The following is a 23,874-nucleotide window of genomic DNA, read 5'->3' as shown; positions in this document are numbered from 1 at the left end:
CATTGAGTGCTGGGTATGTGCTGCGCCAGAGCCTTCGGCCCAACACATACCCAGCACTCAACTATCCAGCACTCGACGCGAGGGTCAGGTGGTGCGTTGCACCACCGTGCGGCTCAGCGTCCCCGTGAGCAGGGAGTAGACCGCGGAGCCGATGATGATCCACACGACCGCGGCGAGGACCGCCGGCACGAGGTCGGCCTGGCCGGCGAACGGCACCATGGCGAGGATCACCGTGGCGAGCGCGACCACCCAGCCGAAGAACGCTCGCGGGCGCGGTGTGCTCAGGACGAGCAGATAGAGCACGATCGCGGCCAGGAGCGCGAAGAGCGCCCCTGCCACGACCCAGGCCATGGTGTCCGAGCCGGTGGCGAGCAGGTCGGCCTGCGGCTGGATCTCGAGGTTCAGCACCTCCTCGAGGATGAAGCTCGCGGCGAGCCCGATGAGGGCGGCCACCAGCATCGTGGCCAGGGCGCCCGCCCAGTACCGGCCCACCTCCAGGCCGAGGCGCGGGTTCTCCGTACCGGTCGTGACCGGTTGCACCCGCGCGTCGGCGGGCGGCTGTCCTACGGGTTGGGTCGGTGTGCCGGGCACCTGGGCCGGCGGCGGATAGGCCGGCGGCGGCTGCTCGCCGTAGTCGGGGTCGTAGGGGCGGTTCGGGTCGCTCATCGCGTTACCTCCCGGTTTGTGAGCCCTAGGTCCACTAGACCACGAATTCGCCCCAGCCGCACGGGACATGTCAGACGCTCAGGTCCCCCGGGGGACCTGAGCGTCTGACACGGGTGGGGTGCGCAGGGTCAGCGCGCGCCCTGGAGGTCCAGCACCAGGTTCTTCACGGCCGACGCCGGCACCTGGCCCGCGTCGTCCTCCACCCAGTGCGAGACCCCCTCGGGGATCCGCGTGTCCGAGCACAGGACGAGCGGCGTGTCCTCGGCCGAGTCGGGCAGCCGGCCGTGCGAGCCGCGCACGTACGAGGCGTCCAGCGGCGTGGTGCCCATCGCGTACCGCAGGCCGAGCTTCTTGCGCACGAGGTTGAGGCCGGCCTTGGCCTTGGCGAGCGGGTCGGCCGGGTTGAAGAACAGCTCGGCGGGGTCGTAGCCGGGCTTGCGGTGGATGTCGACGCCGCGCGCGTACTCGGGTGCGCGGTCGTCGTCGAGCCAGAAGTAGTAGGTGAACCAGGCGCCGGGCTCGGCCACCACCACCAGCTCGCCCGCCCGCTCGTGGTCCAGGCCGTACTTGGCCTGCGCCTCGCGGTCGAGCACCTCGTCGACGCCGGGCACCTCGCGCAGCAGGCTCGCGACCCGGGCCAGGTCGGCGGGGTCGTCCACGTAGACGTGCGCCACCTGGTGGTCCGCGACGGCGAACGCGCGCGACGTCCACGGGTCGAGCTGCTCCCGGCCGTCCTGCACGTAGACCTCCAGGAGGCCCTCGCGGCGCAGCACCCGGTTGATGTCCACGGGCCGGTTGGCCGGCGAGATGCCGTACTCCGACACGGCGACGACGGTGACGCCGGCCGCCTCGGCGTCGTCCAGCAGGGGTGCGAGGGCGGCGTCCAGCTCGGCCGCGGCGCGGTCCGCCTCGGGCGAGCGCGGGCCGAACCGCTGCAGGTCGTAGTCGAGGTGCGGCAGGTACGCCGTCGTCAGGTGCGACGTCCGGGTCCGCAGGAGGTGCCGGGTCACGTCGACGATCCACTGCGTCGAGGCGATCGACGCCGTGGGGCCCCAGTACTGGAACAGCGGGAAGTCGCCGAACCGGCCCACCAGCTCGTCGTGCAGCGCCGCGGGCCGCACGTACCCGTCGGCGGACTTGCGGCCGTCGGCGTGGTAGATCGGCCGCGGCGTGACCGTGACGTCCGTGGTCATGCCCATCGCGTACCACCAGCACACGTTGTCGGCGCGGTAGTCGGCGTCGTGGCGGCGGCCCGCCTCCCACAGCTTCTCGCCGGCGACCAGCTTGTTGTGCTGCCGCCACAGGTACACGTCGCCCAGCTCGCGGAAGTACCAGCCGTTGCCGACGATCCCGTGCTGCGCCGGCATCAGCCCCGTGAGCATCGTCGACTGCACGCTGCACGTCACCGCGGGCAGCACGGTGGCCAGCTCGGACTGCCAGCCGGACGTCGCGAGCCGGCTCAGCCGCGGCATGTGGGCCAGGGCGCGGGCGGTCAGCCCGACGACGTCGAGCAGCAGGACGGGCTTCATGCGTCCACTCCTTCGGGGGCGGGGGCGGGGGCGGGGGCGGGGGCGGGGGCGGCGGCGACCGGAGCCGCGAGAAGGTGCTCGCCGGCCCAGCGGAGCTCGGCGGCGATCCCGGCGACGAGCTCGTCCGCGCCGTCGGGCAGGGTGTCGGGCGGGAGCACCGACCAGGTGTACGTCTCGACGTCGAGGTGCGCGTCGGCGCCGTGCGGCGCCTCGCACACCGCCGCGACGGCCTGGCGCAGGACGTCAGTGGTCGCGACCAGCGGCGCCGCGGGCTCGTGGTGCAGCGGCACGTGGAAGTGCACGCGCCACGGGCCGTCGCCCGGCAGGCCGGGCCGCCGCTGCTCGTGCCCGAGCGCCACGGGCAGGTCGTCGGACGCCAGCACCTCGCCCGCCGCCGTGAGCTCGCGCACCTGGTGCAGGTAGCGCTGCTCCACGAACCGTCCGACGGCGTCCCGCGCGCCCGGCGCGGACGGGTCGGCGACCTCCAGGGCCGCCGACGCCTGCACCTTGACCACCCGCAGGCCGGCGTCCGTGATCCGGCGGACGGCGCCGGCCGGGTCCGCGAACGAGACGGCCAGGTGGCAGGTGTCCAGGCAGACACCGACGTGCTCGGGGTCGATGCGCCGGTCGGCCGGGTACTCGGGGCCGGTGCGCGGGGCGAGCCACGCGACGACGTCCTCCACCGTGTCGAGCACGCACCCGGGCTCGGGCTCGATCGCGACCCGCACGGTGCGGCCGGTGCGCCGGGCCAGGTCACGCAGCTCCGCGGACAGGGTGGCGAAGGCGCGGGTGGCCTCGTCGTCGTCGGCCCGCGTCCAGGGCGCCCGCCAGGCCAGCGGCAGGGTCGAGATCGACCCGTCGACGCCGTCGGGCAGCAGGTCGGCCAGCACCCGGGCGCACGCGAGCACGTAGTCCAGCCGGGCCCGCTCGGCCCAGGTGGGGGAGTACACCGCGAGCTTGACCACCTCGCGGTGGAACCCGCCGTAGGGGAAGGCGTTGAGGGTGTGCACCTGGAGCCGGTGCTCGGCGAGCGCCGCGCGCAGGCAGTCGCGGTCCGCCGGGGAGGTGTCCAGGCGGTGCGCGAGCTCGGCGGGCAGCCACAGGCCCACGCCGAGCGTGTCGAGGCCGGCGGCCTCGCGCGCCGGCCCGGCGTACCGGGCGAGCTGGTCGATGACGCCGTCGAGGTCCTCGGCGGGGTGCACGTTGGTGCAGTAGGAGAGCAGCATCTGGGTCATCCCTTTGTCGTCATCCCTTTGTCGTCATCCCTTGGTCCGGTCCGCTCAGGCCCGCGCGCCGCGCAGCACGGACGAACCCTCGAACTCGACGCCGGGTGCCGGCGGCTCGCCCGCGCTGAACCCCGGGACGGGGTCGAGCACGAGGTTGCCCGACTGCCCGTAGAAGGCGACCGGGTTGCGCCACAGCACCTGGTCGACGTCGTCCTCCGAGAAGCCGGCGGCCAGCATCGCCTCGCCGGTCCGGACGGTCTTGAGCGGGTCGGAGCGGCCCCAGTCCGCGGCGGAGTTCACGATCATCCGCTCGGTCCCGTACTCCTGGAGCAGCGCGACCATGCGGTGCTCGTCCATCTTGGTGTCCGGGTAGATCGAGAACCCGGCCCATGCGCCGGCGTCGCGCACGAGGGCCACGTTGGTCTCGTTGAGGTGGTCCACGAGCACCCGTTCGGGCGCCAGCCCGGACTCGCGCACGACGTCGAGCGTACGGCGCGTCCCGGCGAGCTTGTCGCGGTGCGGCGTGTGCACCAGGACGGGCAGCTCCGCCTCCTCGGCCATCTGGAGCTGGGCGGCGAACACCTCGTCCTCCTCGGGCGTCATCGAGTCGTAGCCCACCTCGCCCACGGCCACGACGCCGTCCTTGAGCAGGTAGCGGGGGATCTCGGCGAGCACCTCGCGGCAGCGCGGGTCGTTCGCCTCCTTGGGGTTGAGCGCGATCGTCGCGTGGTGCCGGACGCCGAACTGCGCGGCCCGGAACCGTTCCCAGCCCAGCAGGGAGTCGAAGTAGTCGGTGAACGAGCCCACGCTGGTGCGGGGCTGACCCAGCCAGAACGCCGGTTCGACGAGGGCGCGCACGCCCGCGGCGTACATGGCCTCGTAGTCGTCGGTGGTGCGGCTCGTCATGTGGATGTGCGGGTCGAGGATGCGCAACGTCACTCCTTCGTGGTGCTGAGCCGGGTGTCCGTGGTGGCCGTGACCGTGGGCCGGGCCTTCGTGGGGCGGGCCTTCGTGGGGCGGGTGCCCGCGGGGCGGGCAGCCGTGAGGCGGTCGAGGTCGGCCGGTACGGACCGTCCCGCCGCCTGCCGTTCCGCGGCGAAGTCGCGGGCCATGCGGGCCAGCTCGTCGTCGGCCCGGCGGTCCAGGCCGCTCGCGGCGGCCAGGCTCGTGCCCTGGAACACGAGCTTGAGGATCGCGTGCCGCCACGTGTGCTGGTCGAGGTACCGCGCCCCGAACGGGCCGACGGCGGCCGCGACCAGGCTGGGGTCGTTCGCCCGCAGCGCGTCGGCGGCGAGCTCCAGCCCGGTGGTCACGAGGGGGGTGGGCTCGCCGCCCGGGCCGAGGTCGCCCAGGGTGGTGAGCGCGTCCAGCCCCCGCAGCACACCCCGCCGCTCGGCGCCGTCGCCCTGCCGGTACAGGAGCACCAGGCGGTCCGCGAAGTCCTTGTCGGCGTCCGCGCCCACGGCTGTGCCCACGCCCATGCCGACGCCCACGGTGTCGGCCAGCGTGACGACGAGCGCGGCGCGCGCCGCGTCGTCCACCGTCCCGTGCACGACGCCGGCCGGGTCGGTGTCCGGGTGCAGTGGTGCGCGCCCCACCTTCCGGGCCGCGAACGCGAACGCGCGGGTCACGCTGTCGGGGTCGCGTGCGACCCCGGCGAGCGCCTCGTCGAGCCAGGTGGCGCCCGGCGTACCCGCGGGTATGCATGTGGTGACGGTCATGACAGAACCCCTTCGCTGCTGGTCGAGCCGGTCTGGGTCAAGTCGGTGTCGGTCGTGTCGGTCGTGCCGGTCGTGCCGGTCGGGCCGGTGTGGCGGCGGGAGCGGGCGCCGGTGACGTCCGCCCATGCCCGCATCAGGGCGGCCCGGCTGTCGCGGGCGAGCCGGGGCGCGTCGTGGGAGTGGCGGGGCAGCTCGACGGCGGCGACCCCCGTGTAGCCGATGTCGGCGAGCGTCGCGAGGACGAGCGGCAGGTCGAGGTCGCCCTCCCCGAACGGGCGGTGCTCGTGGTGCGTCCGCGGCATGTCGTCGAGCTGTACGTTGCTGAGGTGCGGCGCGGCGGCGCGCAGCGCGCCCTCGACGCCGTCCGGCTCGACCACCAGGCAGTGCCCGACGTCGACGGTGATCCCCAGCTCGGGCGGCGTCCCCAGGTCGCTCAGGAGCCGCAGCGCGTCGCCGACCGTCTCGACGAGCATCCCCGGCTCGGGTTCGAGCGAGAGCCGCACCCCGCGCTCCCCGGCGTACTCGACGAGTGCACCGACGCGCTCCCGGAGGCGGGCCCAGCCGTCGGCGGCGCTCGCGTCGTCGGGCAGGATGCCGGAGAAGAACGAGACGCACCGGGCGTCGACGTCTGCCGCGATCTCGACCGCGCGCTCCAGGTACCGCATCCGCAGGGCGGCGTCCCGGTCCACGAGCGTGGGCCGGTGCTTGTGCAGCGGGTCGAGCAGGTACCGGGTGCCGGTCTCCACGACCGCCGCGGCCCCGGTGCCCCCGCGCATCCGCCGCAGGTGGGCGCGCAGGGTCCGGACGTCGTCGCCGGCCAGCGCCGCGAACGGGTCGAGGTGCGGAAAGCCGAGCGTGACCGCGACGGCGTCGTAGCCCACGTCGTCGAGCACGTCGAGGGCCGCCCGCAGGGGATGGTCGCCGAAGCCGTTGGTGCCGTAGCCCAGCAGGAACGGAGGTCTCACGTGATGCTCACCCCGGCACGGCCGCGGGCACGGCCCAGCAGGCGGAGCCCCTGCCCGACGGCGGCGACGCCGGCCAGCAGCGCCGTCGTGCCCAGGCTCCCCGAGCGGGCCGCCCAGGCGGCCTGCAGCGGGACCATCGCCTGGATCCCGGCCCGGGTGGCGGACCGGGCGTTGGCGGCCGTGGGCCGCGCGGCCGCGCGCACCTGCCCGGGCAGGGTGGCCGCGGCGTAGGCGGCCGCGGCGGCGACGGTGGTCCAGCGGACGGCCGGGCGCGTTGCCGTGACGGTGAACGGGACCGCGGCGGCGGCGACGGCGCCCGCGACCGTCCCGGCGGCGACCGCCCCGGCGACCTGCGGCGTCGTGCCGTGCACCTCGCCGCGCGAGAGCAGGGTGACGCCCAACGTGTGCGCGGTCAGCCCCGCGGCGGCCGGGAGCGCCGACCGCAGGCGCCCGGGTGTGGCACCGAGCAGCACGTCGAGCCCGCGGCACGCCGCCATGACGAACGGACCGGCCGGGCGGTCCTTGGCGACCAGGTCGTAGGTCCAGACGCAGGCGGCCAGCGGCAGGGCGACGCCGAGCGCGCGGCGTCCGCCCGCGAGGCCCGCGGCGGCCACGCCGCCCGCGGTGAGCGCCGTGCCGATCGCGAGCGCGGCCCGCGGCGAGATCCGGCCGGACGGGATGGGGCGTTCGGGCCGCTCGACGGCGTCGACGTGCCGGTCCCCGTAGTCGTTCAGCGCCATGCCGCCCAGGTACAGGCAGGCGGAGGCGACGGGCAGCAGGAGGTGGCGGGCGCGCAGCGGCGTCGGTGCGCCGCCTGTGGTACCGGCCGCGGTGCCGGACGAGGTGCCCGCGCGCGCCGCGGCCAGCCCGGCCAGCGTGTCGCCCACGACGCTCAGGGCCGCGGGGGCCCGGACCAGCTCGGCGACGTCGGCGAGCCCGGGCGGCCCCGCCGCCCGCCGAGCACCCGTCAGCCGGGGGCTCATCGTCCGGCCCGGGCCGAGGCGTCGCGCACCCAGTCCTCGACGATGCGGGCCTGGTCGGCGGCGTCGTGCACGTCGGAGCCCCACGGGTCCTTGAAGAAGAAGCCCAGCTCCGGCACGGGCCCGCTGATCCCGGCGGCGTGCGCGAGCGCGAGCAGCCGGGCCAGGTCGAGCACGAGCGGGGCGGCGAGCATCGAGTCGTGCGCGCTCCACGTGGTCTGCAGCGTGAGCCGCGACCCGAGGAAGCCCTCGACGTGCACGTGGTCCCAGGCGACCTTGGTGTCGCCCAGGTCGGGCACGTTGTCGATGTGCAGGGGAGTGGTGTCGCTGCCGGTCAGCGCCGTCAGCCCGCGGTTCTTGCTGGCGAGCTTGCTGCGCACGGCGTCGGGGTCGGCGAGGGTGGCGCCGTCGCCGCCGCCCAGCAGGTTGGTGCCCGCCCACGAGAGCACCTTCAGCCCGCGGGCGGCGAACGCGGGCGCCAGCACGGTGCGCAGCCACGTCTGCCCGGTCTTGCCGTCCTGCCCGGCCACGGGGATGCCGCGCTCCCGGGCGAGCCGGGTCAGCGCGGGCAGGCCCATGCCCGCCGACGGCGTGAAGGCGGCGTACGCGGCTCCGGCAAGGATCGCCGCGTACGCCGAGACGGAGGACGCGGGGAGCACGGCGCGTGCCGGGTCGGCCAGGGCCGTGAGCAGGGCGTCGACGTCGTCGTGCTCGGGCGCCGCGTCGACGGGCGGCTCGGTCGAGGACAGGTCGATCACGACGACCCGCGCCAGGTCGTGCCGCTCCTGGAACGACGTGATGTCGGCGGCGAGCCGCTCGGCGACCGCCTGCTGGGAGAGGCCCGCGCCGACGGCGGTGCCGGCGGCCCCGCCCGAGGCTCCGCCCGCGACCGCGTGCGGGTCGTACCCGGGGCGCACCTCGGCGTCCGCCCGCTCCAGGGCGTCGTGCGTGGCGGCGAACAGCCGCGGACCGATCATGCCGGTCTCCACCAGGCACTCCGCGCGCTTGGTCATCGTGACCGAGGAGATGTCGTGCCCGCCGACCACCAGGTCGGCGAACGCGGGGAGACCGGCCGAGGCGAAGGGCTCCCGCGCGGTGACACAGCCCGTCGGCGGAGCCTGCCCCTCGGCGATGGCCGCGAGGCCCACCGTGGCCGTGCTGGCCACGGAGCCGCGGGCCCCGACGAACCAGATACCGGTCCGCTCGGAGGCATTGTGGCGTGCAGAGGCGTGGTGCATCATCGCTCCCCATTCCGACGACGTCGTCGCGAGCACGCTAGTCCCACTTATGGCGATTGGCAAACAAAAGTTCCGAGATCGTCGGGAGAAGAGAGATTTCCGACAAGGCCGGAGTTACCGGGCCGGCCGCCAGGCGGGGTCCCGACGGCGTCGCGACGTCCCGTCGACCCGGCCTCTGGACACCACTTCCGCGTGCCGCCGCGCTGTGGCACTATGACCCGCATGACTGAGTGCCTCACCCCGAGCTCCACCCTGCGACAGGTGATCATCATTTTGTAGCGCGTCCGGCGACACCCCACCGGACGCGCAGACCTTCCACACCCGGAGGGTCTTTTTTTGTTGGTCCGACGACCCGGCTCCGAGCCTGGCCGCCGAACACATCGCCAGACACATCGTTGGGAGCATCGATGACCACCGCCTCGTTCCAGGTGTACGACACGACGCTGCGCGACGGCGCACAGCAGGAGGGCATGAACCTCTCCGTCTCCGACAAGCTCGCGATCGCGGCGCTGCTCGACGAGCTCGGCGTGGGCTACATCGAGGGCGGCTGGCCGGGGGCGGTACCGAAGGACACCGACTTCTTCGCCCGTGCCGCCACCGAGCTCACCCTGAAGAACGCGGTGCTCGCGGCCTTCGGCGCCACCCGCCGGGCCGGCGTCCGCGCGGGCGACGACCCGCAGGTGCGCGCCCTGCTCGACGCGAGCACCCCCGTGGTCACGCTCGTGGCCAAGTCGGACGTGCGGCACGTCGAGCGCGCCCTGCGGACGACCCGCGCCGAGAACCTCGCCATGATCGCGGACACCGTCTCCTTCCTCGTCGCCGAGGGGCGCCGGGTGGTGCTGGACGCCGAGCACTTCTTCGACGGCTACCGGCACGACCCGCAGTACGCGACCAGCGCCGTCCACACCGCGTTCGAGGCCGGCGCCGAGGTGGTCACCCTGTGCGACACCAACGGCGGCATGCTGCCCACCTGGGTCGGCGAGATCGTCGCCGAGCTCTGGGCGGGCACCGCCGTCGGGCCGGACCAGCGGCTCGGCGTGCACGCGCACAACGACACCGGCTGCGCCGTGGCCAACTCGCTCGCCGCCGTCGAGGCGGGGGCCACCCACGTGCAGGGCACGGTGAACGGGTACGGCGAGCGCACCGGCAACGCCGACCTGGTCACGGTGGTGGCCAACCTGGAGCTCAAGCGCGGCATGTCCCTCCTGGCGGACGGCGGCCTGCGGGAGGCCGCCCGGATCTCGCACGCCATCAGCGAGCTCACGAACATCTCGCCGTTCGCCCGGCAGCCCTACGTGGGGGCGAGCGCGTTCGCCCACAAGGGCGGCCTGCACGCCAGCGCCATCCGGGTGGACCCGGACATGTACCAGCACACCGACCCGACGCTGGTGGGCAACGACATGCGCATGCTCGTGTCCGACATGGCGGGCCGCGCCTCGATCGAGCTCAAGGGCCGCGAGCTGGGCTTCGACCTGGCCGGCCAGGGCGAGCTGCTCTCCCGGGTCACGAACCGCGTGAAGGACGACGAGGCCGCGGGCTACACCTTCGAGGCGGCCGACGCCTCGTTCGAGCTGCTGCTGCTGTCCGAGCTGGGGCAGCGGCCCGACTTCTTCACCGTCGAGTCGTGGCGCACGATCGTGGAGACCGTCCCCGCGGGCGCCGCCCCGCCGTCGGTCCACGCCCCCGACGCCGCCGCGGTGGCCGAGGCGACCGTCAAGATCCGGGCGGGCGGCGAGCGGATCGTGACGACGGGGGAGGGGAACGGCCCGGTCAACGCGCTGGACCAGGCGCTGCGCACCGCGCTGTCCCGGGTCTACCCGGAGCTCGCGCGGTTCGAGCTGATCGACTTCAAGGTGCGCATCCTCGACACCGAGCTCGGCACCGACGCGATCACGCGGGTGCTCATCGACACGAGCGACGGCGAGCGGTCCTGGTCGACGGTCGGCGTGGGCCCCAACGTGGTCGAGGCCGCGTGGGAGGCCGTGACGGAGGCGTACGTCTACGGCCTGCTCAAGTCGGACGTGGAGCCGCGTCCCTGACACGACAGCGCTGAGTGCGGGGTATCTGCGGGATCAACGGCTGTTGGTCCGCAGATACCCCGCACTCAGCGAGGTGGAGCAGGGGTCAGGCGACCGGGGCGGCCGGGGCCGCCGCGCGGTCCACCTTGGTGGTCCCGAAGTCGAGGCGCTGGTCGCGCACCGCGTCGTACGTCGCCTTGATGGCGATCGACGAGCGGTCGTAGGTGCGCTGCGCGACGCGGACGAACAGGTAGTCCACGACCGTGAGCTGCGCGATGCGGCTCGACATGGCGCCCACCCGGAACTGCGTCTCGCGGGCGGTGGTGGCCAGCACGACGTCGGACACGAGGCCGATCGGTGCGTCGGGGAAGTTCGTGATCGCCGCCGTGAGGGCGCCGCGCTTGCGGGCGATCTCCAGGGCCTGGTTGGTCTCGCGGGTCTGACCCGAGTGCGAGACGGCCACGGCCACGTTGCCCGGCTCGAGCAGCGCCGACGACGCGAGCTGCTGGTGCGGGTCGGGCGAGCTGAACACGAAGACGCCGATGCGCTGCAGCTTCATCGCGAGGTCGGCGGCGGCGAGGTTGGACGAGCCGACGCCGTAGACGTCGACCCGCTTGGCCTCGGAGATCGCCGTGGCGACCCGCTCGATCGCCTCGGTGTCGATCATGCGGGCGGTCTCCTCGATGGTGCGTGCCTCGTGGAACGCGATCTTGGAGACGACGGCCTCGATGTCGTCGGTCTGGTTGATCTCGCCCTCGGCGATGCCGGACCGCTCCATCTCGACCTCGCGGCGGCTGGTCGCCTGCGCCAGGTCGATGCGGAACTCGGGGTAACCGGCGTAGCCGACGGCGCGGCAGAACCGCACCACGGTGGCCTGTGACGTGTCCGCGTGCCCGGCGAGCTCGGTGATGGTCGAGGCGACGACGGTGTTCGGGTCGTCGAGGACCGTCTGCGCGACTCTCGCCTCCGCTGGCCGCAGCGTCGGCAGTGCGCGCCGGAGTCGGACGAGGACGTCACCTGTCATGTCGCATCTCCCGGGATGGTGTGGTGAGGCTGGGTCGTGAACATACACCCGTGCCGGGGATCCGGGCACAGCACATCAGTGAAGGACGAAGCGGATGAACTGCCGTCGTTCACTGAAGCTCGTCACCGGGCAGGTCGGTCGCCGAGAGCTGGGCGGTGAGGATGTCGGTGCCGCCCACGTCCTCCGGGGTGTCCCGGCTGGTGTGGTGGCCGTCGACTCGGATGGTGAGCCACGGCCGGAACCCCGTCACGGAGTGGGGCGCCTCGCGCAGCCGGCGGGCCAGGTGGAGCGCGCCGTCCAGCGGGGAGCCGCCGCTCGGCACGAGCGAGACGTCGGGGCGGTCCTCCGAGAGGTGCTTGGTGAGCGACACCGTGAGCGGCGACTCCTCCTGGACCAGGCGACCGGTCGTGGAGGCCAGCGGTGGGATGTCGCGGCCGAGCGCGCTCGCCAGCGTGTCGGCGAGGTGCCGCCCGGCCTCCTCGAGGATCCGGATCGACGTCTCGTCGCCCTCGGCCGCGGCGATCATCACCTCGGGCGCCATCGACGCGAGCTGCTTGGCACGCTCCGCGTTCTTGTAGAACTGGTTTGGCCAGCTCTCGATGAGGCCGAACTTGGCGACGGCCGCCTCGAGCAGGCGCTTCGACGCACCACGGCTCGCGCCGTCGTGGTACCGACCCGCGGCGCGGAGCGCCTCGCCGCCGACCCAGACGCCTGCGCCCAGGTCGCCGAGCAGGTGTCCCCAGCCGTCCGCGCGGCGCCAGCGGTTCACGCCGTCGTAGCCGAACGCCACGGCGCCCGTGCCGACCGACAGCACGGCTCCGGCGCGCCCGCGCAGGGCGCCGAGGTGTGCGGTGAGTGCGTCGCCCGCCACGGCGGTGCGGTTGGTCCGCAGCTCGCGGGCGAGGATGTCGTGGATCTCGAGCGGCTTCTCGACCAGCGAGGTCAGGCCGGTGATGCCGACCGCCGCGGAGGAGACGGGCGCGGTGCTGCCGTCGCTCATGCCGTGGTGGCCCATGCGGGCGGCCCACGCGTTGAACGACTGGCACAGGGACGCGACGACGGCTGCGGCGTCGCTGCCGTGGTGGTTGACCTTGACGGCGCGGCCGCTGAGGCTGATGCGCTCGGGGTTCACGGAGTTGCCGAACTCTGCGACCAGGCGCGAGCCACTGCCGCCTACGTCGAGAGCGACGACCCAGGCATCAAAGCCCTCGACCGCCACTCCATCAAATCCCTGTGAGTGTTCCGACACCAGGTCATTCTGACACGAAACCAGGGCAAGGTTGTCTAAAGAGAAGAGGAAATTCTGGTCTGTTCTGACGCCTCTTCTCGCCAAATATCGGACGTGCCCGACGTCGGACCGCACCTTCCGTACCCAAGGCTCGCTCCGACGTCGGACACCACAGGCACCGTCGCCTACTGTGAACACGTGCGAGGAGAGTTCAAGGTTCCACTCGGAAAGCTGGTTCGTGTCGAGACCGAGGTCGTCGGGGCCGGGGTGGACGGGGCGGCCGGTCCACCGGGCCGGCTGACCGGCACCAGGGTGAGCGGGGACTTCTTCCTCGAGCCCGACGAGGCGCTGGAGGCCATGGGCGCGGCCCTCGACGGGATGCCCGCCGATGCCTCCAAGGCGCAGCTCGCCGAGGCCGTGCGCGGGGCCCTGGACGGCGCCACCGCCGTGGGCTTCGACGCGGACGCCGTGGCGGTCGCCGCGCGCCGCGCGCTCGGTCACGCGACGGCCTGGGAGGACCACGAGTTCCAGGTGATCCGCACCCCCGCGGTCTCGCCCCTGCTGAACGTCGCGCTCGACCAGGTGCTCACCGAGGAGCTGGGTGCCGGGCGCCGCGGGCCGACCCTGCGGTTCTGGGAGTGGGACGAGTCCGCGGTGATCATCGGATCGTTCCAGTCGCTGCGCAACGAGGTGGACCCCGAGGGTGCCGCACGGCACGGGGCCCGCGTGATCCGGCGGATCTCCGGGGGTGGCGCCATGTTCATGGAGCCCGGCAACACCATCTCGTACTCCCTGTACGTACCGGGCTCGCTCGTGGACGGGCTGAGCTTCGAGCGGTCCTACGCGTTCCTCGACGACTGGGTCATCGGCGCCCTCCACGGCCTCGGCATCGACGCCACCTACGTGCCCCTCAACGACATCGCCTCGCCCGCCGGCAAGATCGCCGGCGCCGCCCAGAAGCGGCTCGCCGGGGGTGCCGTGCTGCACCACGCGACCATGGCCTACGACATGGACGCCGGCAAGATGACGGACGTGCTGCGCATCGGGCGGGAGAAGCTCAGCGACAAGGGCACCCGCAGCGCCAACAAGCGTGTGGACCCGCTGCGCTCGCAGACGGGGCTCAGCCGGGCCGAGGTGATCGACGCGCTCGAGGCGTCGTTCCGCGAGCGGTACCGCACCGTGCCGGGCGAGGTCACGGCCGACGAGTGGGCGCTGGCCCGGAAGCTGGTCGAGTCGAAGTTCGGCACTCCGGAATGGACCGCGCGCGTGCCTTAGTCGAGGGTGAAAGGGGGCGTGCCATGATGAGCAATCACGGTTTGGTAACACCCCTAGCATGCACTTCACCCGGTCAGTAATCTCCACGCAATGCCGCGTATTGGGAAGTTCATTTCTCAGAAATACCACTTGGCTACTCTCGCGGCGCCCGGTGCAGGACCAGCGGAAGGAAGCCGAAGGATGACTCGAGCGATGCGACGACCCGTGGCGGCAGCCACCGGAGCACTGCTTCTCGCGGCCACGACGGCCGCCTGTGGTGGAGGCGGCGGGGGCGACAGCGAGGGCGACGGCACCCTCAGCGTGTGGATCATGCAGGGCACCAACCCTGACGCGGAGGACTTCTTCGCCGACGTCTCGACCGCGTTCGAGGAGGAGACCGGCGCGACGCTCGACGTCGAGTTCGTCGAGTGGGGCGACGCCCACGACCGGTTCGTCACCTCCATCGCCGGCGGGACCACTCCCGACGTCGCCGAGACCGGCACCACCTGGACCCCCGAGTTCGCCGACGCCGGCGCGCTCGCCCCGCTGGACGAGTACGTGGACGCGGCCGGGGTCACCGACGACCTCGTCGAGGGCCTGGTCGAGGCGGGCACCTACGACGGGCAGCTCTACGGCATGCCCTGGTACGCCGGCGTGCGCTCGCTGGTCTACAACACGGAGCTGTTCGAGCAGGCCGGCGTCGAGCCGCCCACCACGTGGGCCGAGATCGAGGACGCCGCGGCGGCGCTCAAGAAGGAGTTCCCCGACAAGATCGCCGTCGCCGTGCCCGGCGACGCCGAGTTCACGGTCTACCCGTGGGTGTGGGGCGCCGGCGGCGAGGTCGCCACGCTCGACGGCGACACCTGGACCTCGGGCCTCGACAGCCCCGAGGCGCAGGAGGGCATCGGGTTCTGGACCGGGCTGGCCACCGAGGGCGACTACTCCTCGGCCGGCGCCACCACGTGGCGCGAGACCGACGTGCTCGACTCCTTCGCCGCGGGCGACGTGGGCATGGCGGTCATGGGCTCCTGGACGCCGGGCGCGATCGTCGAGGCCAACGCGGACATGGAGGGCAAGTTCGCCGCCGTCCCGATCCCGGGCCAGGACGGCGGCATCGCGCCGTCGGTGCTGGGCGGCTCCCACCTGAGCGTCTTCGAGACGGCCGACGACAAGGACCTCGCCTGGACGTTCGTCGAGATGATGACCACCGGCGAGTTCGCGCAGCAGTGGGCGGAGCAGTCCGGGTACTTCCCCGGCCAGGTGTCGCTGCTCGACGAGACGCTGCAGAGCACCGACCCGCTGGTCGCGCCGTTCGCCGAGCAGTTCGTGGACGGCGGCGCCTCGGTGCCGGCCGCACCCACCTACGGCGCGGTGCAGGCCAAGGCCACCACGAGCACGATGATGCAGTCGATCCTCTCCGGGGACGCGGACGTCGCCGAGGCGAGCACGGCCGCAGCCGAGGAGATGACCGGCCTGCTGAACGGTTCCGAGTGACCCTTGGCTGACACCCTGGCGACAGCCACCGTTCCGCGCCTGGGCAGGGCCAGGGCCGCCGTCGTGCGGCCCTGGCTGCTGCTCGCCCCCGCCCTGGCCGTCCTGGCGGTGCTGCTGCTGTGGCCCCTGGTGCGGGTGTTCCTCTTCTCGCTGCAGGACTACGGCCTGCGGGAGATCACCACGGGTGAGCCGAACTGGATCGGCCTGGAGAACTTCCGGGAGATCCTGGCGACGCCCGAGCTGTGGACGGTGGTGCTGCCCAACACCGTCGGGTTCGCCGTGCTGTCCGTGGTGGGCACCGTCGCGTTCGGCACGGCCGTCGCCGTCCTGCTCGCCTCGCTGGGCACCTTCTGGCGCACCGTCACCTCCAGCTCGATCATGGCCGCCTGGGCCATGCCCGCCGTCACCGGCACGTACGTGTGGGTGTGGATCTTCGACGCCGACCGCGGGGTCTTCAACGACGTCCTGATGAGCCTCGGCCTGCTCGACGACCCGACCAACTGGTTCACCGACCGGTGGACGTTCTACGCGATCGTGCTGCTCAACGTGATCCACCACGGGTTCCCGTTCGTCGCGGTGACGGTGCTCGCGGGGCTGCTCGGCGTGCCGAAGGAGATGCTGGAGGCCGCCGAGATGGACGGCGCCGGGTCGTTCCGCCGGTTCTTCTCGATCGTCGTGCCGCAGCTCCGCCAGGTGTTCGCCGTCGTGATCATCCTGTCGACCATCTGGGACTTCAAGGTGTTCGCGCAGGTCTACCTGATGCCCGGCGGCGCAGGGTCCAACCGGTCGGTGCTCAACCTGGGCGTGTGGTCGTACGTCGAGTCGTTCGGGCAGAACCGCTACGGCTTCGGCTCGGCGATCGCGGTGCTGCTGACCGTGCTGCTGCTCGTCATCACCGCCGTCTACGTGCGCACCGTCCTGGCGGAGGAGGAACGATGACCACCACCCGCCAGAGCTCGGCCGGCCACGTACGGGCGACCAGGGGCGCGCTCGCCCGGCCCGCCCGCCGTCCGCTGCGCCGCACCGCGCGCCGGTCGCCCCTGCGGCAGCTCGGCAAGGGCGTGCTCGTCGCCCTGCTGCTCGTGTTCACGCTGTTCCCCGTCTACTGGATGCTGAACAGCTCGCTCGACGCGCAGGCCGGGCACACCAGCAGCTTCTGGCCCGCCGAGCCCACGCTCGACCACTACGTGTTCGTGCTGACGGAGGGCGGGTTCGGCACGTTCCTGCGCAACTCGCTGCTCGTCGCGCTCGGCACGGTCCTCATCTCCTCGGCGCTCGCTCTGCTGGCGTCCGTCGCGGTGGCCCGCTTCCGGTTCCGGATGCGCACCCAGATCCTGATGCTGGTGCTCGTCGTGCAGATGGTGCCCCTCGAGGCGCTCGTCATCCCGCTGTTCGTGCAGGTCCGCGACCTCCAGCTCCTGGAGACCCTGACCGGCCTGATCGTGGTCTACGTCGCCCTCGCCCTGCCGTTCGGGATCTGGATGCTGCGTGGGTTCGTCGCGGCGGTCCCGGTCGAGCTGGAGGAGGCCGCCTACCTCGACGGCGCGAGCTGGGGCCGCATGTTCTGGTCCGTGCTGCTGCCCCTGGTGGCGCCTGGCCTGGTCGCCACCAGCATCTTCGGCTTCATCACGGCGTGGAACGAGTTCATCTTCGCGATGACGATGCTCGGCGGGGCGACCGAGAACTACACGGTGGCGATCGGCCTGCGTTCGTTCTTCGGCATCCACTCCAACGACTGGGGCGCCATCATGGCCGCCTCCACCATCATCACCGTGCCCGTGATGGTCTTCTTCATCCTGGTCCAGCGCCGGCTCGCCTCGGGGCTGACGGCGGGGGCCGTGAAGGAGTGACCGCCACGCCAGGGGCCGATCGGACGCGGCGCGCCGTCAACGGCGTGCTCCTGCCGGGGTTCGAGAACGCGGCCGGGCCCGACGGCGCCGGCGTGCCCGCCTGGCTGGCCGACGCCGCCCGCGCCGGCCTGGCCGGCGTCGTCTACTTCGCGCGGAACACGCCCGACGTCGCCACCACCGCCGCGCTGTCCGCGGCGCTGCACGCGATCTCGCCCGACCTGGTCGTCGCCGTCGACGAGGAGGGCGGCGACGTGTCGCGGCTGGAGGCCGCCCGCGGCTCGTCCCTGCCCGGCGCGGCGGCGCTCGGCGTGCTGCCGGGCGGCGCGATCTCGCTCGACGCCGGCCGGGCGCTCGGCCGCGTGCTCGCCGCGACCGGCATCGACCTGTTGCTCGGCCCCGTGCTCGACGTCGTCTCGGAACCCGACAACCCCGTGATCGGCGTGCGCGCCTTCGGCACCACGCCCGACGGCGTCGCCCGGCACGGCATCGCGTTCGCCCGGGGCGTGCGCAGCGCGGGCGTCGGCGTGTGCGGCAAGCACTTCCCCGGGCACGGCGCCACCACCGTGGACTCCCACGTGGGCCTGCCGGTCGTCGACGAGCCGCTCGACGTCGTCCGCGCCCGCGACCTTGTCCCGTTCGCGCGGGCCCTGTGCCCCGAGGGGCGGCCCGGGGCGGAGCAGCCCGGGCTCGACGTGTCGCGGCCCGACGCGGCGCGGCTCGACCCGGCGCGCCGCGACCTGGCGCGGCCCGACGCGGCGCGCCGCGACCAGTCCCGGCTCGACGCCGTGATGACCGCGCACGTGCTGTTCCCCGCCGTCGGCCCGGCGCCCGCGTCGATCGAGCCGGCCGCGACGCGCCTGCTGCGGGAGCTGGGGCACGACGGGCCGGTCGTGACCGACGCGCTCGACATGGGCGCGCTGCGCGAGCTCACCGGCTCGGTCGGCGAGGCCGCCGTCCGCGCCGTCGAGGCCGGCGCGGACCTGCTCTGCCTCGGCCTCGACCCCGCCCTGTACACCGAGTCGTACGAGGCCCTGAGCGCGGCCGTCGCCGCCGGACGCGTGAGCGTGGAGCGGCTGGAGGAGTCCGGGGCGCGGACGCGCGCGCTCGTCGCCGCGGTCCGCGCCCGGCGGGCCGCCGTCGGCGCGGTCACCGACGCCGACGCCGCGCGGCGGGCGCTCGCGGACCTGGCCGAGCTGGGCGCGGGCATCGCGGACGCCGTCGTGCGGGTGCGGGGCGCGCACCTCGTGCCGCTCGGCCCGGACGCCCGGCCCGACGTCGTGGACCTGCGCCTCCGGCTGGACCACGCGGCCGGCCGCACGGCCCGGCACGTCCAGACAGCGGTCGCCGAGGTCTGGCCGGGGGCGCGGCAGTGGCCGCCGGAGGACGCGCCGTCCGGCGTCCCGCCCGAAGGTTCGCCCGACCCGCTGCCCGGAACCCTGCCCGAGCCCCTGTCGAAGGGGCTCGGACTGGACGATGATGGACTTGGAGTGCTTATTGCCCGATTCACCCGGTACGGTGTGTCGGCGGATCTCGACAGAATCGGTACCGAGCGTGGCGCAGAATTTCCTGAGGGCGCGCCACACCCGGCCGAACCGCTCGTCGTGATCACCCGCGAACCCGTCCCGGGTTCGGCCGAACGGGGCCGGCTGGAGCGGCTCTGGGCGGTGCGCCCGGACCTGGTGGTGGTGCACACGGGACTTCCCGGACCGGTCGGCGACTGGTTCGGGACGCTGAGCGGTGGTGGCCCGGCGGTCGTGGTGGCGTGCGGGACAGGTCGGGCGAACGCGGCAGCGGCCGTCCAGCGCCTGCGGGGTGTGGGGCCGCGGAACGAGATCGAGCAGTACGAGATCGAGCAGCACGAGATCGAGCAGCACGAGATCGAGCAGCACGAGATCGAGCAGCACGAGATCGAGCAGTACGAGATCGAGCAGTACGAGATCGATCAGCACGAGCACGAAGTCCAAGAGCACAGCGCAAGCAGAACGAAGGGGGCTCGCCGATGATCGCGGAGGCGGGATTCGAACGGCACGCACAGTCGGCGCCGCGCCCGGTCTCACCCACCGAGGAGCGCAACCCGCGCACCCGTGACATCGACGTGGTCTCCACGGCGGACATGGTGCGCATGATCACCGACGAGGACGCCGCCGTCATCGCCGCGGTACGCGCGGCGCACCCGCGCATCGTGGAGGCGATCGACCTGGCGGTGGACGGCATCCGCGCCGGCGGCCGGGTGCACTACGTCGGGTCCGGCACGTCGGGCCGCATGGGCCTGCTGGACGCCGCGGAGCTCTTGCCGACGTACGGCGTGGGCGAGGAGATGTTCGTGCCGCACCTGGCGGGCGGCCTGGGCGCCTTCAAGAAGGCGGCCGAGGGCGCGGAGGACGACGTCGAGGCCGGCGCCGCGCTCGTGTCCGACGTCGGGCCGGCGGACGTCGTGTTCGGCATCGCCGCCAGCGGCAACACCCCGTACGTCGGGGGAGCGCTCGACATGGGCCGCGACCGCGGGGCGCGGACCGTGCTGCTCGCGTCGAACCCGTTCGCCGCCCTGGCGCCCAAGGCCGACGTGCCGATCCTGGTGAACACCGGGCCGGAGGCCATCACGGGCTCCACCCGCATGAAGGCGGGCACCGCCCAGAAGATGGTGCTGAACACCTTCTCGACGGCGGTCATGGTGCGGCTCGGGAAGACCTACTCCAACCTCATGGTCGAGGTGCTCGCGACCAACGCCAAGCTGCGCAAGCGCCTGGTGCGCCTGCTCACGCAGGCCACGGACCTGGAGTCCGACGTGTGCGCGAACGCCCTCGCGGCGACCGACGGCGACCTGCGGGCCGCCCTCGTGATGCTCGTGGCGGGCGTCGACCGGTCGGCGGCGCTGACGGCGCTGGCCGTCGAGCCGGGGCGGTTCAGCGGGCCGTCGGTGCGTGAGGCGCTGGCGCGGCTGGGGATCGAGCCGGCCTAGCGGGATCGGCTCGTGAGGTCGGCAGCCGGCTGCCGACCTCACGGGTCCCGATGGGTCAGGCCGCGACGGCGCGGCGCGGGCCCGCGGAGCGGACGTCGGCCGCGAGCTTGGCGACCAGCACGTCCCCGCCCTTGGTGAGCTGCTGCCCGCGCTCGGAGAACCCGAGGCGGCCGTGGAAGCGCATCGAGCCGGGGTTCGGCGGGTTCAGGTTGACCTCGCAGGTGACGACGTCGTGTCCCGCCGTGCGGGCGGCGTCGAACACCGCGTCGTAGAAGAGCTGGCCGATCCCGCGGCCGCGGGCACCCTCGCCCACCACGATGCGGTCGACGTACAGGTGGTCCAGCCCGCGCTCCTCGAACCAGGCGTAGTTCTCGCCGTCCCAGTCCTCGCCGCCGTCGAGCGCCACGACGAAGCCGAGCGGCTCCGCCGGTGCCTGCGGGTCGACGGCGACCAGGGCGAGCGACGACGCGTCGAGCAGCTCGGTCATGTCGTCGGCCGGGGTGTCCGGGACGGCGGGGATCGAGGCGTTGTTCAGACTCACCAGGTGAGAGATGTCGGCGTCGGTGGCGGGCCGCAGCACGGTGACGGTGGACATGGCTCTATCACTCCAAGGAGTCGGCGGGGTCGGTGGGGGACCCCAAGACGTTAGCCGCAGAGGTGGTCGCGCGTCTGTGACCTGGGTCAAACAGTGGTGGCGGTCACGGCGCCCGTCAGGGGGCCGGGCGCGGGCCGAAGACCGCCGTACCCACCCGCACGATCGTCGCGCCCTCGGCGATCGCGAGCTCCAGGTCGCCGGTCATGCCCATCGACAGCTCCGTCGCGGAACCCGTCCCCGGCGCCCCCGACGCCAGCACCTCGTCGCGGATCGCGCGCAGCCGGGCGAACCCCGCGCGGACGGTCTGCTCCGACGACCCCTCCAGGCGCGCGCCGATGGTCATGAACCCGGTCAGGCGCAGACCCGGCAGGGCGGCGACGGCGGTGGCGAGCGCCCCGGCGTCGTCCGGCCCGACGCCGGACTTGCTGTCCTCGCCAGTCACGTTGACCTGCACCATCACGTCCAGAGCCGTGTCGCCGGTGCGGCCGTCGCGCACGCAGCGCTCCGAGATCGCGCGCGCCAGGTCGAGCGAGTCGAGCGTCTCCAGACCCGTGGCGGTGGCCAGCACCTGGTTGATCTTGTTGCGCTGCAGATGGCCGATCATGTGCACCTGGAGCGTGCCGTCCGCCACCCGGTCGGCCACGGCAGGCGCCTTCGCGACGAGCTCCTGCACCCGGTTCTCGCCGATCAGGTCGACGCCGACCGCCAGCGCCTCCAGCACGGCGTCCGCCGTCTGCGTCTTGGTCGCGACCAGCAGGCGCACGTCGTCCGGGCGGCGCCCGGCGGCGTCCGCCGCGGCGGCGATCCGGGCCCGGACGCTCGCGAGCCGGTCGGCGACCGTGCCGGGGGCGCTGGGGGGCGTCGCCGGGGGCTCTGCTGCCAAAGGCTCTGTTGCCGTGGGCTGCGCTGCCAAAGGCTCTGCTGCCGGGGGCTGGGTGGCGGGCTGGGGCTGGTCGGGCACGAGGCGAGTCTATTTCGGGGTGCCGGGGCAGGCGGACGTCGGCAGACTGGACGGGAGCCTGCGTGCGGGCCCGGCGGAGTCCCGGATCGTGCCGGGACGCTCAGGGTCGGATCAGGGAGGTGCCTGGTTCCGTGACCTGCTGCTCTACGGAAGGATGAGTCCCATGAGAACGCTGCTGAACATCATCTGGGTCATCTTCGCGGGGTTCGGGCTCTGGCTCGGGTACATGCTCGCGGGGATCATCTGCTGCCTGCTCATCGTCACCATCCCGTTCGGCGTCGCGTCCTTCCGCATCGCGGGATACGCCCTGTGGCCGTTCGGGCGCGAGGTCATCGAGAGCCCGCGCTCCGGCATCTTCTCCCTGATCGGCAACGTCATCTGGGTGATCGTCGCCGGCTGGTGGCTCGCGCTGGGGCACATCATCACCGCGATCCCGCTGGTGATCTCCATCATCGGCATCCCGATGGCCTGGGCCAACCTCAAGCTCATCCCGGTCTCGCTGATGCCGCTCGGCAAGCAGATCGTCCCGAGCGACGCGCTGCTGCCGACCTACCGCAAGCAGGCCGCGGCGGCCTGAGCCGAGCCCCTGGTCACACCTGGTCGCCCCTGGTCGCACCTAGTCGCGGGCGATCGGGGCCGTCGTCCCGTTCGTGAGCGTCAGCAGGTCGGCCGGCGCGAGGCCCACGTCGAGCCCGCGCCGGCCGCCGGACACATAGACGACGTCGAATGACTCGGCGGACTCGTCCAGCACCGTGGTGTGACGGGTCTTCTGCCCCAGCGGCGAGATGCCGCCCACCACGTACCCGGTGGCCCGCTCGGCCGCGGCGGGCTCGGCCATCGCCGCCTTCTTGCCGCCGGCCGCCCGGGCCAGCGCCTTGAGGTCGAGCTTGCGGTCCACCGGCACGATGCCCACGACGAGCTTCCCGTCGACGTCGGCCAGCAGGGTCTTGAACACCTGGGGCGCGTCGACGCCGATCGCCTGCGCGGCCTCCAGGCCGTAGCCGATCTCGCTCGACGGGTCGTGCTCGTAGGGGTGCAGCGTGTGCGGCACGCCGGACTTCTCGAGGGTCACGACGGCGGGCGTCCCGTGGCTGGCGCGGGCGGACTTCGAGTTCTTGGCCACGACGCGATTCTGCCGTGCGGGCCGGGCACCGGCGCAACGGTTTTGCGGTACGGACGCCGTCGTCGGCCTGCACGTCGGCCCGTACGCCGGCCTGCACACCGGCCCGACGTCTGCCCGCGCCACGACCCCAATCCCGTGGAGTCCGGTCGGAAACTACGTGGCTAGCGTAGGGGGCGTGCTCGCCCTCCTCGTCCTCGCCATCCTCGTCGGGGGCTCCCTGCAACGTGTGGCGGGAATGGGCTTCGGGCTCGTCGCCGGGCCGTTCATCGTGCTGCTCGTCGGGCCGATCGAGGGGGTCCTGTTCGTCAACCTCGTGGGCGCGGTGATGGCGCTGCTCGTGCTCGGGCGCACCATCCGCCGCGTGAACTGGCGGCGCTACGGCTGGCTGGTGAGCGCCTCGGTGGCGATGAGCGTGCCGGCGGCCCTGGTCATCCGGGACGCGAGCGCGTCCGCCCTGGAGATCGGCGTGGGCGCCGTCGTCGTGGTCGCCATGACGCTCGCGCTGGTCACCTCCCGCCTGCGCGGCGCCGAGCGGCCCTTCGCGCCCGAGGCGCGGCTGCCGCTGCTGGTCACAGGGGCGGCAGCGGGGTTCGGCAGCGTCGCCGCCGGGATCGGCGGCCCGCCCATCGCCGTCTACTCCGTGCTCGACCGCTGGGACCCGCGCGACTTCGCGGCCACCGCGCAGCCGATCTTCCTCACCAACGCGGTCGCCGCGATGACGGCGAAGCTCCTCTTCGCCGACGCCACGTTCCCCGCCTTCGCGCTCTGGGAGTGGGTGACGATCGGCGTCGCGCTCCTGGCCTCCGTCGGGCTGGGCGAGCTGCTCGTGGGGCGCGTCTCGGCGAGCGCCACGCGCAAGGTGCTCGTGACGCTCGCCTATGCGGGCGGCCTCGCGACCCTCGGCCGCGGCCTGCTGGACCTGCTCTGACCCCGCACCCCGGACGTGGGGGGGGGGGGAGAGAACCCCCGGGCCAGGACGAGCACCCCCAACACCGGGGCCGGGGGGGGGGGGAGGGGCAAAGGGGGGTGGGCGCGGGGGGGGC

General features: G+C 73.3%; 22 protein-coding genes. 9 read left to right on the top strand and 13 right to left on the bottom strand.

What is annotated here, in order from left to right; genetic code table 11:
* Positions 1-84: 84 nt before the first annotated feature.
* The 8 genes from ACH45N_RS27850 to ACH45N_RS27815 form a co-directional block, all read right to left on the bottom strand.
* Positions 85-666: a hypothetical protein gene (locus ACH45N_RS27850; protein WP_397399558.1), complete on the bottom strand. Its 582-nt coding sequence runs from the start codon at positions 664-666 to the stop codon at positions 85-87.
* A gap of 128 nt (positions 667-794) precedes the next feature.
* Complete coding sequence (locus tag ACH45N_RS27845; RefSeq protein WP_397399556.1) at positions 795-2,195, bottom strand: alkaline phosphatase family protein; 1,401 nt, start codon at positions 2,193-2,195, stop codon at positions 795-797.
* On the bottom strand, positions 2,192-3,430 hold the full coding sequence (eboE, locus tag ACH45N_RS27840; protein ID WP_397399554.1) for a metabolite traffic protein EboE: 1,239 nt from the start codon (positions 3,428-3,430) through the stop codon (positions 2,192-2,194). The genes ACH45N_RS27845 and eboE overlap by 4 nt, the downstream gene beginning before the upstream one ends.
* 45 nt (positions 3,431-3,475) lie before the next feature.
* Positions 3,476-4,360 carry a TatD family hydrolase gene (locus tag ACH45N_RS27835; protein ID WP_397399552.1) on the bottom strand — a complete coding sequence of 295 codons (885 nt, stop codon included), beginning with the start codon at positions 4,358-4,360 and terminating at the stop codon, positions 3,476-3,478.
* A complete protein-coding gene (locus tag ACH45N_RS27830; protein WP_397399550.1) occupies positions 4,357-5,142 on the bottom strand; it encodes an EboA domain-containing protein in 786 nt (261 codons plus the stop codon). Before ACH45N_RS27830 ends, ACH45N_RS27835 begins: the two co-directional genes overlap by 4 nt.
* Entirely contained in the window at positions 5,139-6,107 is a 969-nt protein-coding gene (locus ACH45N_RS27825; RefSeq protein ID WP_397399548.1) for a sugar phosphate isomerase/epimerase family protein, read from the bottom strand. Before ACH45N_RS27825 ends, ACH45N_RS27830 begins: the two co-directional genes overlap by 4 nt.
* Positions 6,104-7,090 (bottom strand): SCO3242 family prenyltransferase, encoded by a 987-nt coding sequence (locus ACH45N_RS27820; protein WP_397399546.1) that lies wholly within the window; start codon positions 7,088-7,090, stop codon positions 6,104-6,106. Before ACH45N_RS27820 ends, ACH45N_RS27825 begins: the two co-directional genes overlap by 4 nt.
* Positions 7,087-8,325 (bottom strand): inositol-3-phosphate synthase, encoded by a 1,239-nt coding sequence (locus ACH45N_RS27815; RefSeq protein ID WP_397399544.1) that lies wholly within the window; start codon positions 8,323-8,325, stop codon positions 7,087-7,089. Before ACH45N_RS27815 ends, ACH45N_RS27820 begins: the two co-directional genes overlap by 4 nt.
* A 407-nt stretch (positions 8,326-8,732) precedes the next feature.
* Between ACH45N_RS27815 and cimA the strand changes: the two genes are divergently transcribed.
* On the top strand, positions 8,733-10,364 hold the full coding sequence (cimA, locus tag ACH45N_RS27810) for a citramalate synthase (protein WP_397399542.1): 1,632 nt from the start codon (positions 8,733-8,735) through the stop codon (positions 10,362-10,364).
* A gap of 85 nt (positions 10,365-10,449) precedes the next feature.
* Here cimA and ACH45N_RS27805 read toward each other — a convergent pair whose 3' ends face one another.
* Both ACH45N_RS27805 and ACH45N_RS27800 read right to left on the bottom strand, forming a co-directional pair.
* Complete coding sequence (locus tag ACH45N_RS27805) at positions 10,450-11,367, bottom strand: MurR/RpiR family transcriptional regulator (protein WP_397399540.1); 918 nt, start codon at positions 11,365-11,367, stop codon at positions 10,450-10,452.
* Between the two features lie 109 nt (positions 11,368-11,476).
* Positions 11,477-12,616 (bottom strand): N-acetylglucosamine kinase, encoded by a 1,140-nt coding sequence (locus ACH45N_RS27800; RefSeq protein ID WP_397399538.1) that lies wholly within the window; start codon positions 12,614-12,616, stop codon positions 11,477-11,479.
* 177 nt (positions 12,617-12,793) lie between these two features.
* Between ACH45N_RS27800 and ACH45N_RS27795 the strand changes: the two genes are divergently transcribed.
* From ACH45N_RS27795 to murQ, 6 genes are all read left to right on the top strand, one after another.
* Positions 12,794-13,870 carry a biotin/lipoate A/B protein ligase family protein gene (locus ACH45N_RS27795; protein ID WP_397399536.1) on the top strand — a complete coding sequence of 359 codons (1,077 nt, stop codon included), beginning with the start codon at positions 12,794-12,796 and terminating at the stop codon, positions 13,868-13,870.
* Positions 13,871-14,062: 192 nt separating this feature from the next.
* Entirely contained in the window at positions 14,063-15,343 is a 1,281-nt protein-coding gene (locus tag ACH45N_RS27790; protein ID WP_397399534.1) for a sugar ABC transporter substrate-binding protein, read from the top strand.
* A 15-nt stretch (positions 15,344-15,358) separates the two neighbouring features.
* Complete coding sequence (locus ACH45N_RS27785) at positions 15,359-16,282, top strand: carbohydrate ABC transporter permease (RefSeq protein ID WP_397399618.1); 924 nt, start codon at positions 15,359-15,361, stop codon at positions 16,280-16,282.
* Positions 16,279-17,193, top strand: coding sequence for a carbohydrate ABC transporter permease (locus tag ACH45N_RS27780; protein ID WP_397399532.1), 915 nt, complete (start codon positions 16,279-16,281; stop codon positions 17,191-17,193). The genes ACH45N_RS27785 and ACH45N_RS27780 overlap by 4 nt, the downstream gene beginning before the upstream one ends.
* Positions 17,190-19,196 (top strand): glycoside hydrolase family 3 N-terminal domain-containing protein, encoded by a 2,007-nt coding sequence (locus ACH45N_RS27775; protein WP_397399530.1) that lies wholly within the window; start codon positions 17,190-17,192, stop codon positions 19,194-19,196. Before ACH45N_RS27780 ends, ACH45N_RS27775 begins: the two co-directional genes overlap by 4 nt.
* Positions 19,193-20,152: an N-acetylmuramic acid 6-phosphate etherase gene (gene murQ, locus ACH45N_RS27770; protein ID WP_397399528.1), complete on the top strand. Its 960-nt coding sequence runs from the start codon at positions 19,193-19,195 to the stop codon at positions 20,150-20,152. The genes ACH45N_RS27775 and murQ overlap by 4 nt, the downstream gene beginning before the upstream one ends.
* Before the next feature lie 55 nt (positions 20,153-20,207).
* On the opposite strand, the gene ACH45N_RS27765 is transcribed toward murQ, so the two are convergent.
* Complete coding sequence (locus ACH45N_RS27765) at positions 20,208-20,747, bottom strand: GNAT family N-acetyltransferase (RefSeq protein WP_397399526.1); 540 nt, start codon at positions 20,745-20,747, stop codon at positions 20,208-20,210.
* Positions 20,748-20,862: 115 nt separating this feature from the next.
* The gene (locus ACH45N_RS27760) at positions 20,863-21,630 is read right to left on the bottom strand and encodes a YggS family pyridoxal phosphate-dependent enzyme (protein ID WP_397399616.1); all 768 of its coding nucleotides are present in this window, start codon (positions 21,628-21,630) and stop codon (positions 20,863-20,865) included.
* A 241-nt stretch (positions 21,631-21,871) separates the two neighbouring features.
* Here ACH45N_RS27760 and ACH45N_RS27755 point away from each other — a divergent pair, with 241 nt between their 5' ends.
* Positions 21,872-22,285 carry a YccF domain-containing protein gene (locus tag ACH45N_RS27755; protein ID WP_377231007.1) on the top strand — a complete coding sequence of 138 codons (414 nt, stop codon included), beginning with the start codon at positions 21,872-21,874 and terminating at the stop codon, positions 22,283-22,285.
* A gap of 39 nt (positions 22,286-22,324) precedes the next feature.
* On the opposite strand, the gene ybaK is transcribed toward ACH45N_RS27755, so the two are convergent.
* Positions 22,325-22,831, bottom strand: coding sequence for a Cys-tRNA(Pro) deacylase (ybaK, locus tag ACH45N_RS27750; protein ID WP_397399524.1), 507 nt, complete (start codon positions 22,829-22,831; stop codon positions 22,325-22,327).
* Positions 22,832-23,006: 175 nt separating this feature from the next.
* On the opposite strand from ybaK, the gene ACH45N_RS27745 reads away from it, so the two are divergent.
* Positions 23,007-23,759 carry a TSUP family transporter gene (locus ACH45N_RS27745; RefSeq protein WP_397399522.1) on the top strand — a complete coding sequence of 251 codons (753 nt, stop codon included), beginning with the start codon at positions 23,007-23,009 and terminating at the stop codon, positions 23,757-23,759.
* Positions 23,760-23,874 lie beyond the last annotated feature (115 nt).

The sequence above is a fragment of the Promicromonospora sp. NPDC019610 genome (assembly GCF_044389365.1).
Lineage (GTDB): Bacteria > Actinomycetota > Actinomycetes > Actinomycetales > Cellulomonadaceae > Promicromonospora.
The sequence above is the reverse complement of the archived record's forward strand: the minus strand, read 5'-3'. Positions and strand labels throughout refer to the sequence as shown.

Coding starts and splice junctions, on each gene's coding strand:
- cimA (WP_397399542.1), top strand. CDS start 8,733: ATGACCACCGCCTCGTTCCAGGTGTACGACACGACGCTGCGCGACGGC.
- ACH45N_RS27815 (WP_397399544.1), bottom strand. CDS start 8,325: ATGCACCACGCCTCTGCACGCCACAATGCCTCCGAGCGGACCGGTATC.
- murQ (WP_397399528.1), top strand. CDS start 19,193: ATGATCGCGGAGGCGGGATTCGAACGGCACGCACAGTCGGCGCCGCGC.
- ACH45N_RS27755 (WP_377231007.1), top strand. CDS start 21,872: ATGAGAACGCTGCTGAACATCATCTGGGTCATCTTCGCGGGGTTCGGG.
- ACH45N_RS27805 (WP_397399540.1), bottom strand. CDS start 11,367: ATGACAGGTGACGTCCTCGTCCGACTCCGGCGCGCACTGCCGACGCTG.
- ACH45N_RS27830 (WP_397399550.1), bottom strand. CDS start 5,142: ATGACCGTCACCACATGCATACCCGCGGGTACGCCGGGCGCCACCTGG.
- ACH45N_RS27790 (WP_397399534.1), top strand. CDS start 14,063: ATGCGACGACCCGTGGCGGCAGCCACCGGAGCACTGCTTCTCGCGGCC.
- ACH45N_RS27845 (WP_397399556.1), bottom strand. CDS start 2,195: ATGAAGCCCGTCCTGCTGCTCGACGTCGTCGGGCTGACCGCCCGCGCC.
- eboE (WP_397399554.1), bottom strand. CDS start 3,430: ATGACCCAGATGCTGCTCTCCTACTGCACCAACGTGCACCCCGCCGAG.
- ACH45N_RS27765 (WP_397399526.1), bottom strand. CDS start 20,747: ATGTCCACCGTCACCGTGCTGCGGCCCGCCACCGACGCCGACATCTCT.
- ACH45N_RS27820 (WP_397399546.1), bottom strand. CDS start 7,090: ATGAGCCCCCGGCTGACGGGTGCTCGGCGGGCGGCGGGGCCGCCCGGG.
- ACH45N_RS27850 (WP_397399558.1), bottom strand. CDS start 666: ATGAGCGACCCGAACCGCCCCTACGACCCCGACTACGGCGAGCAGCCG.
- ACH45N_RS27780 (WP_397399532.1), top strand. CDS start 16,279: ATGACCACCACCCGCCAGAGCTCGGCCGGCCACGTACGGGCGACCAGG.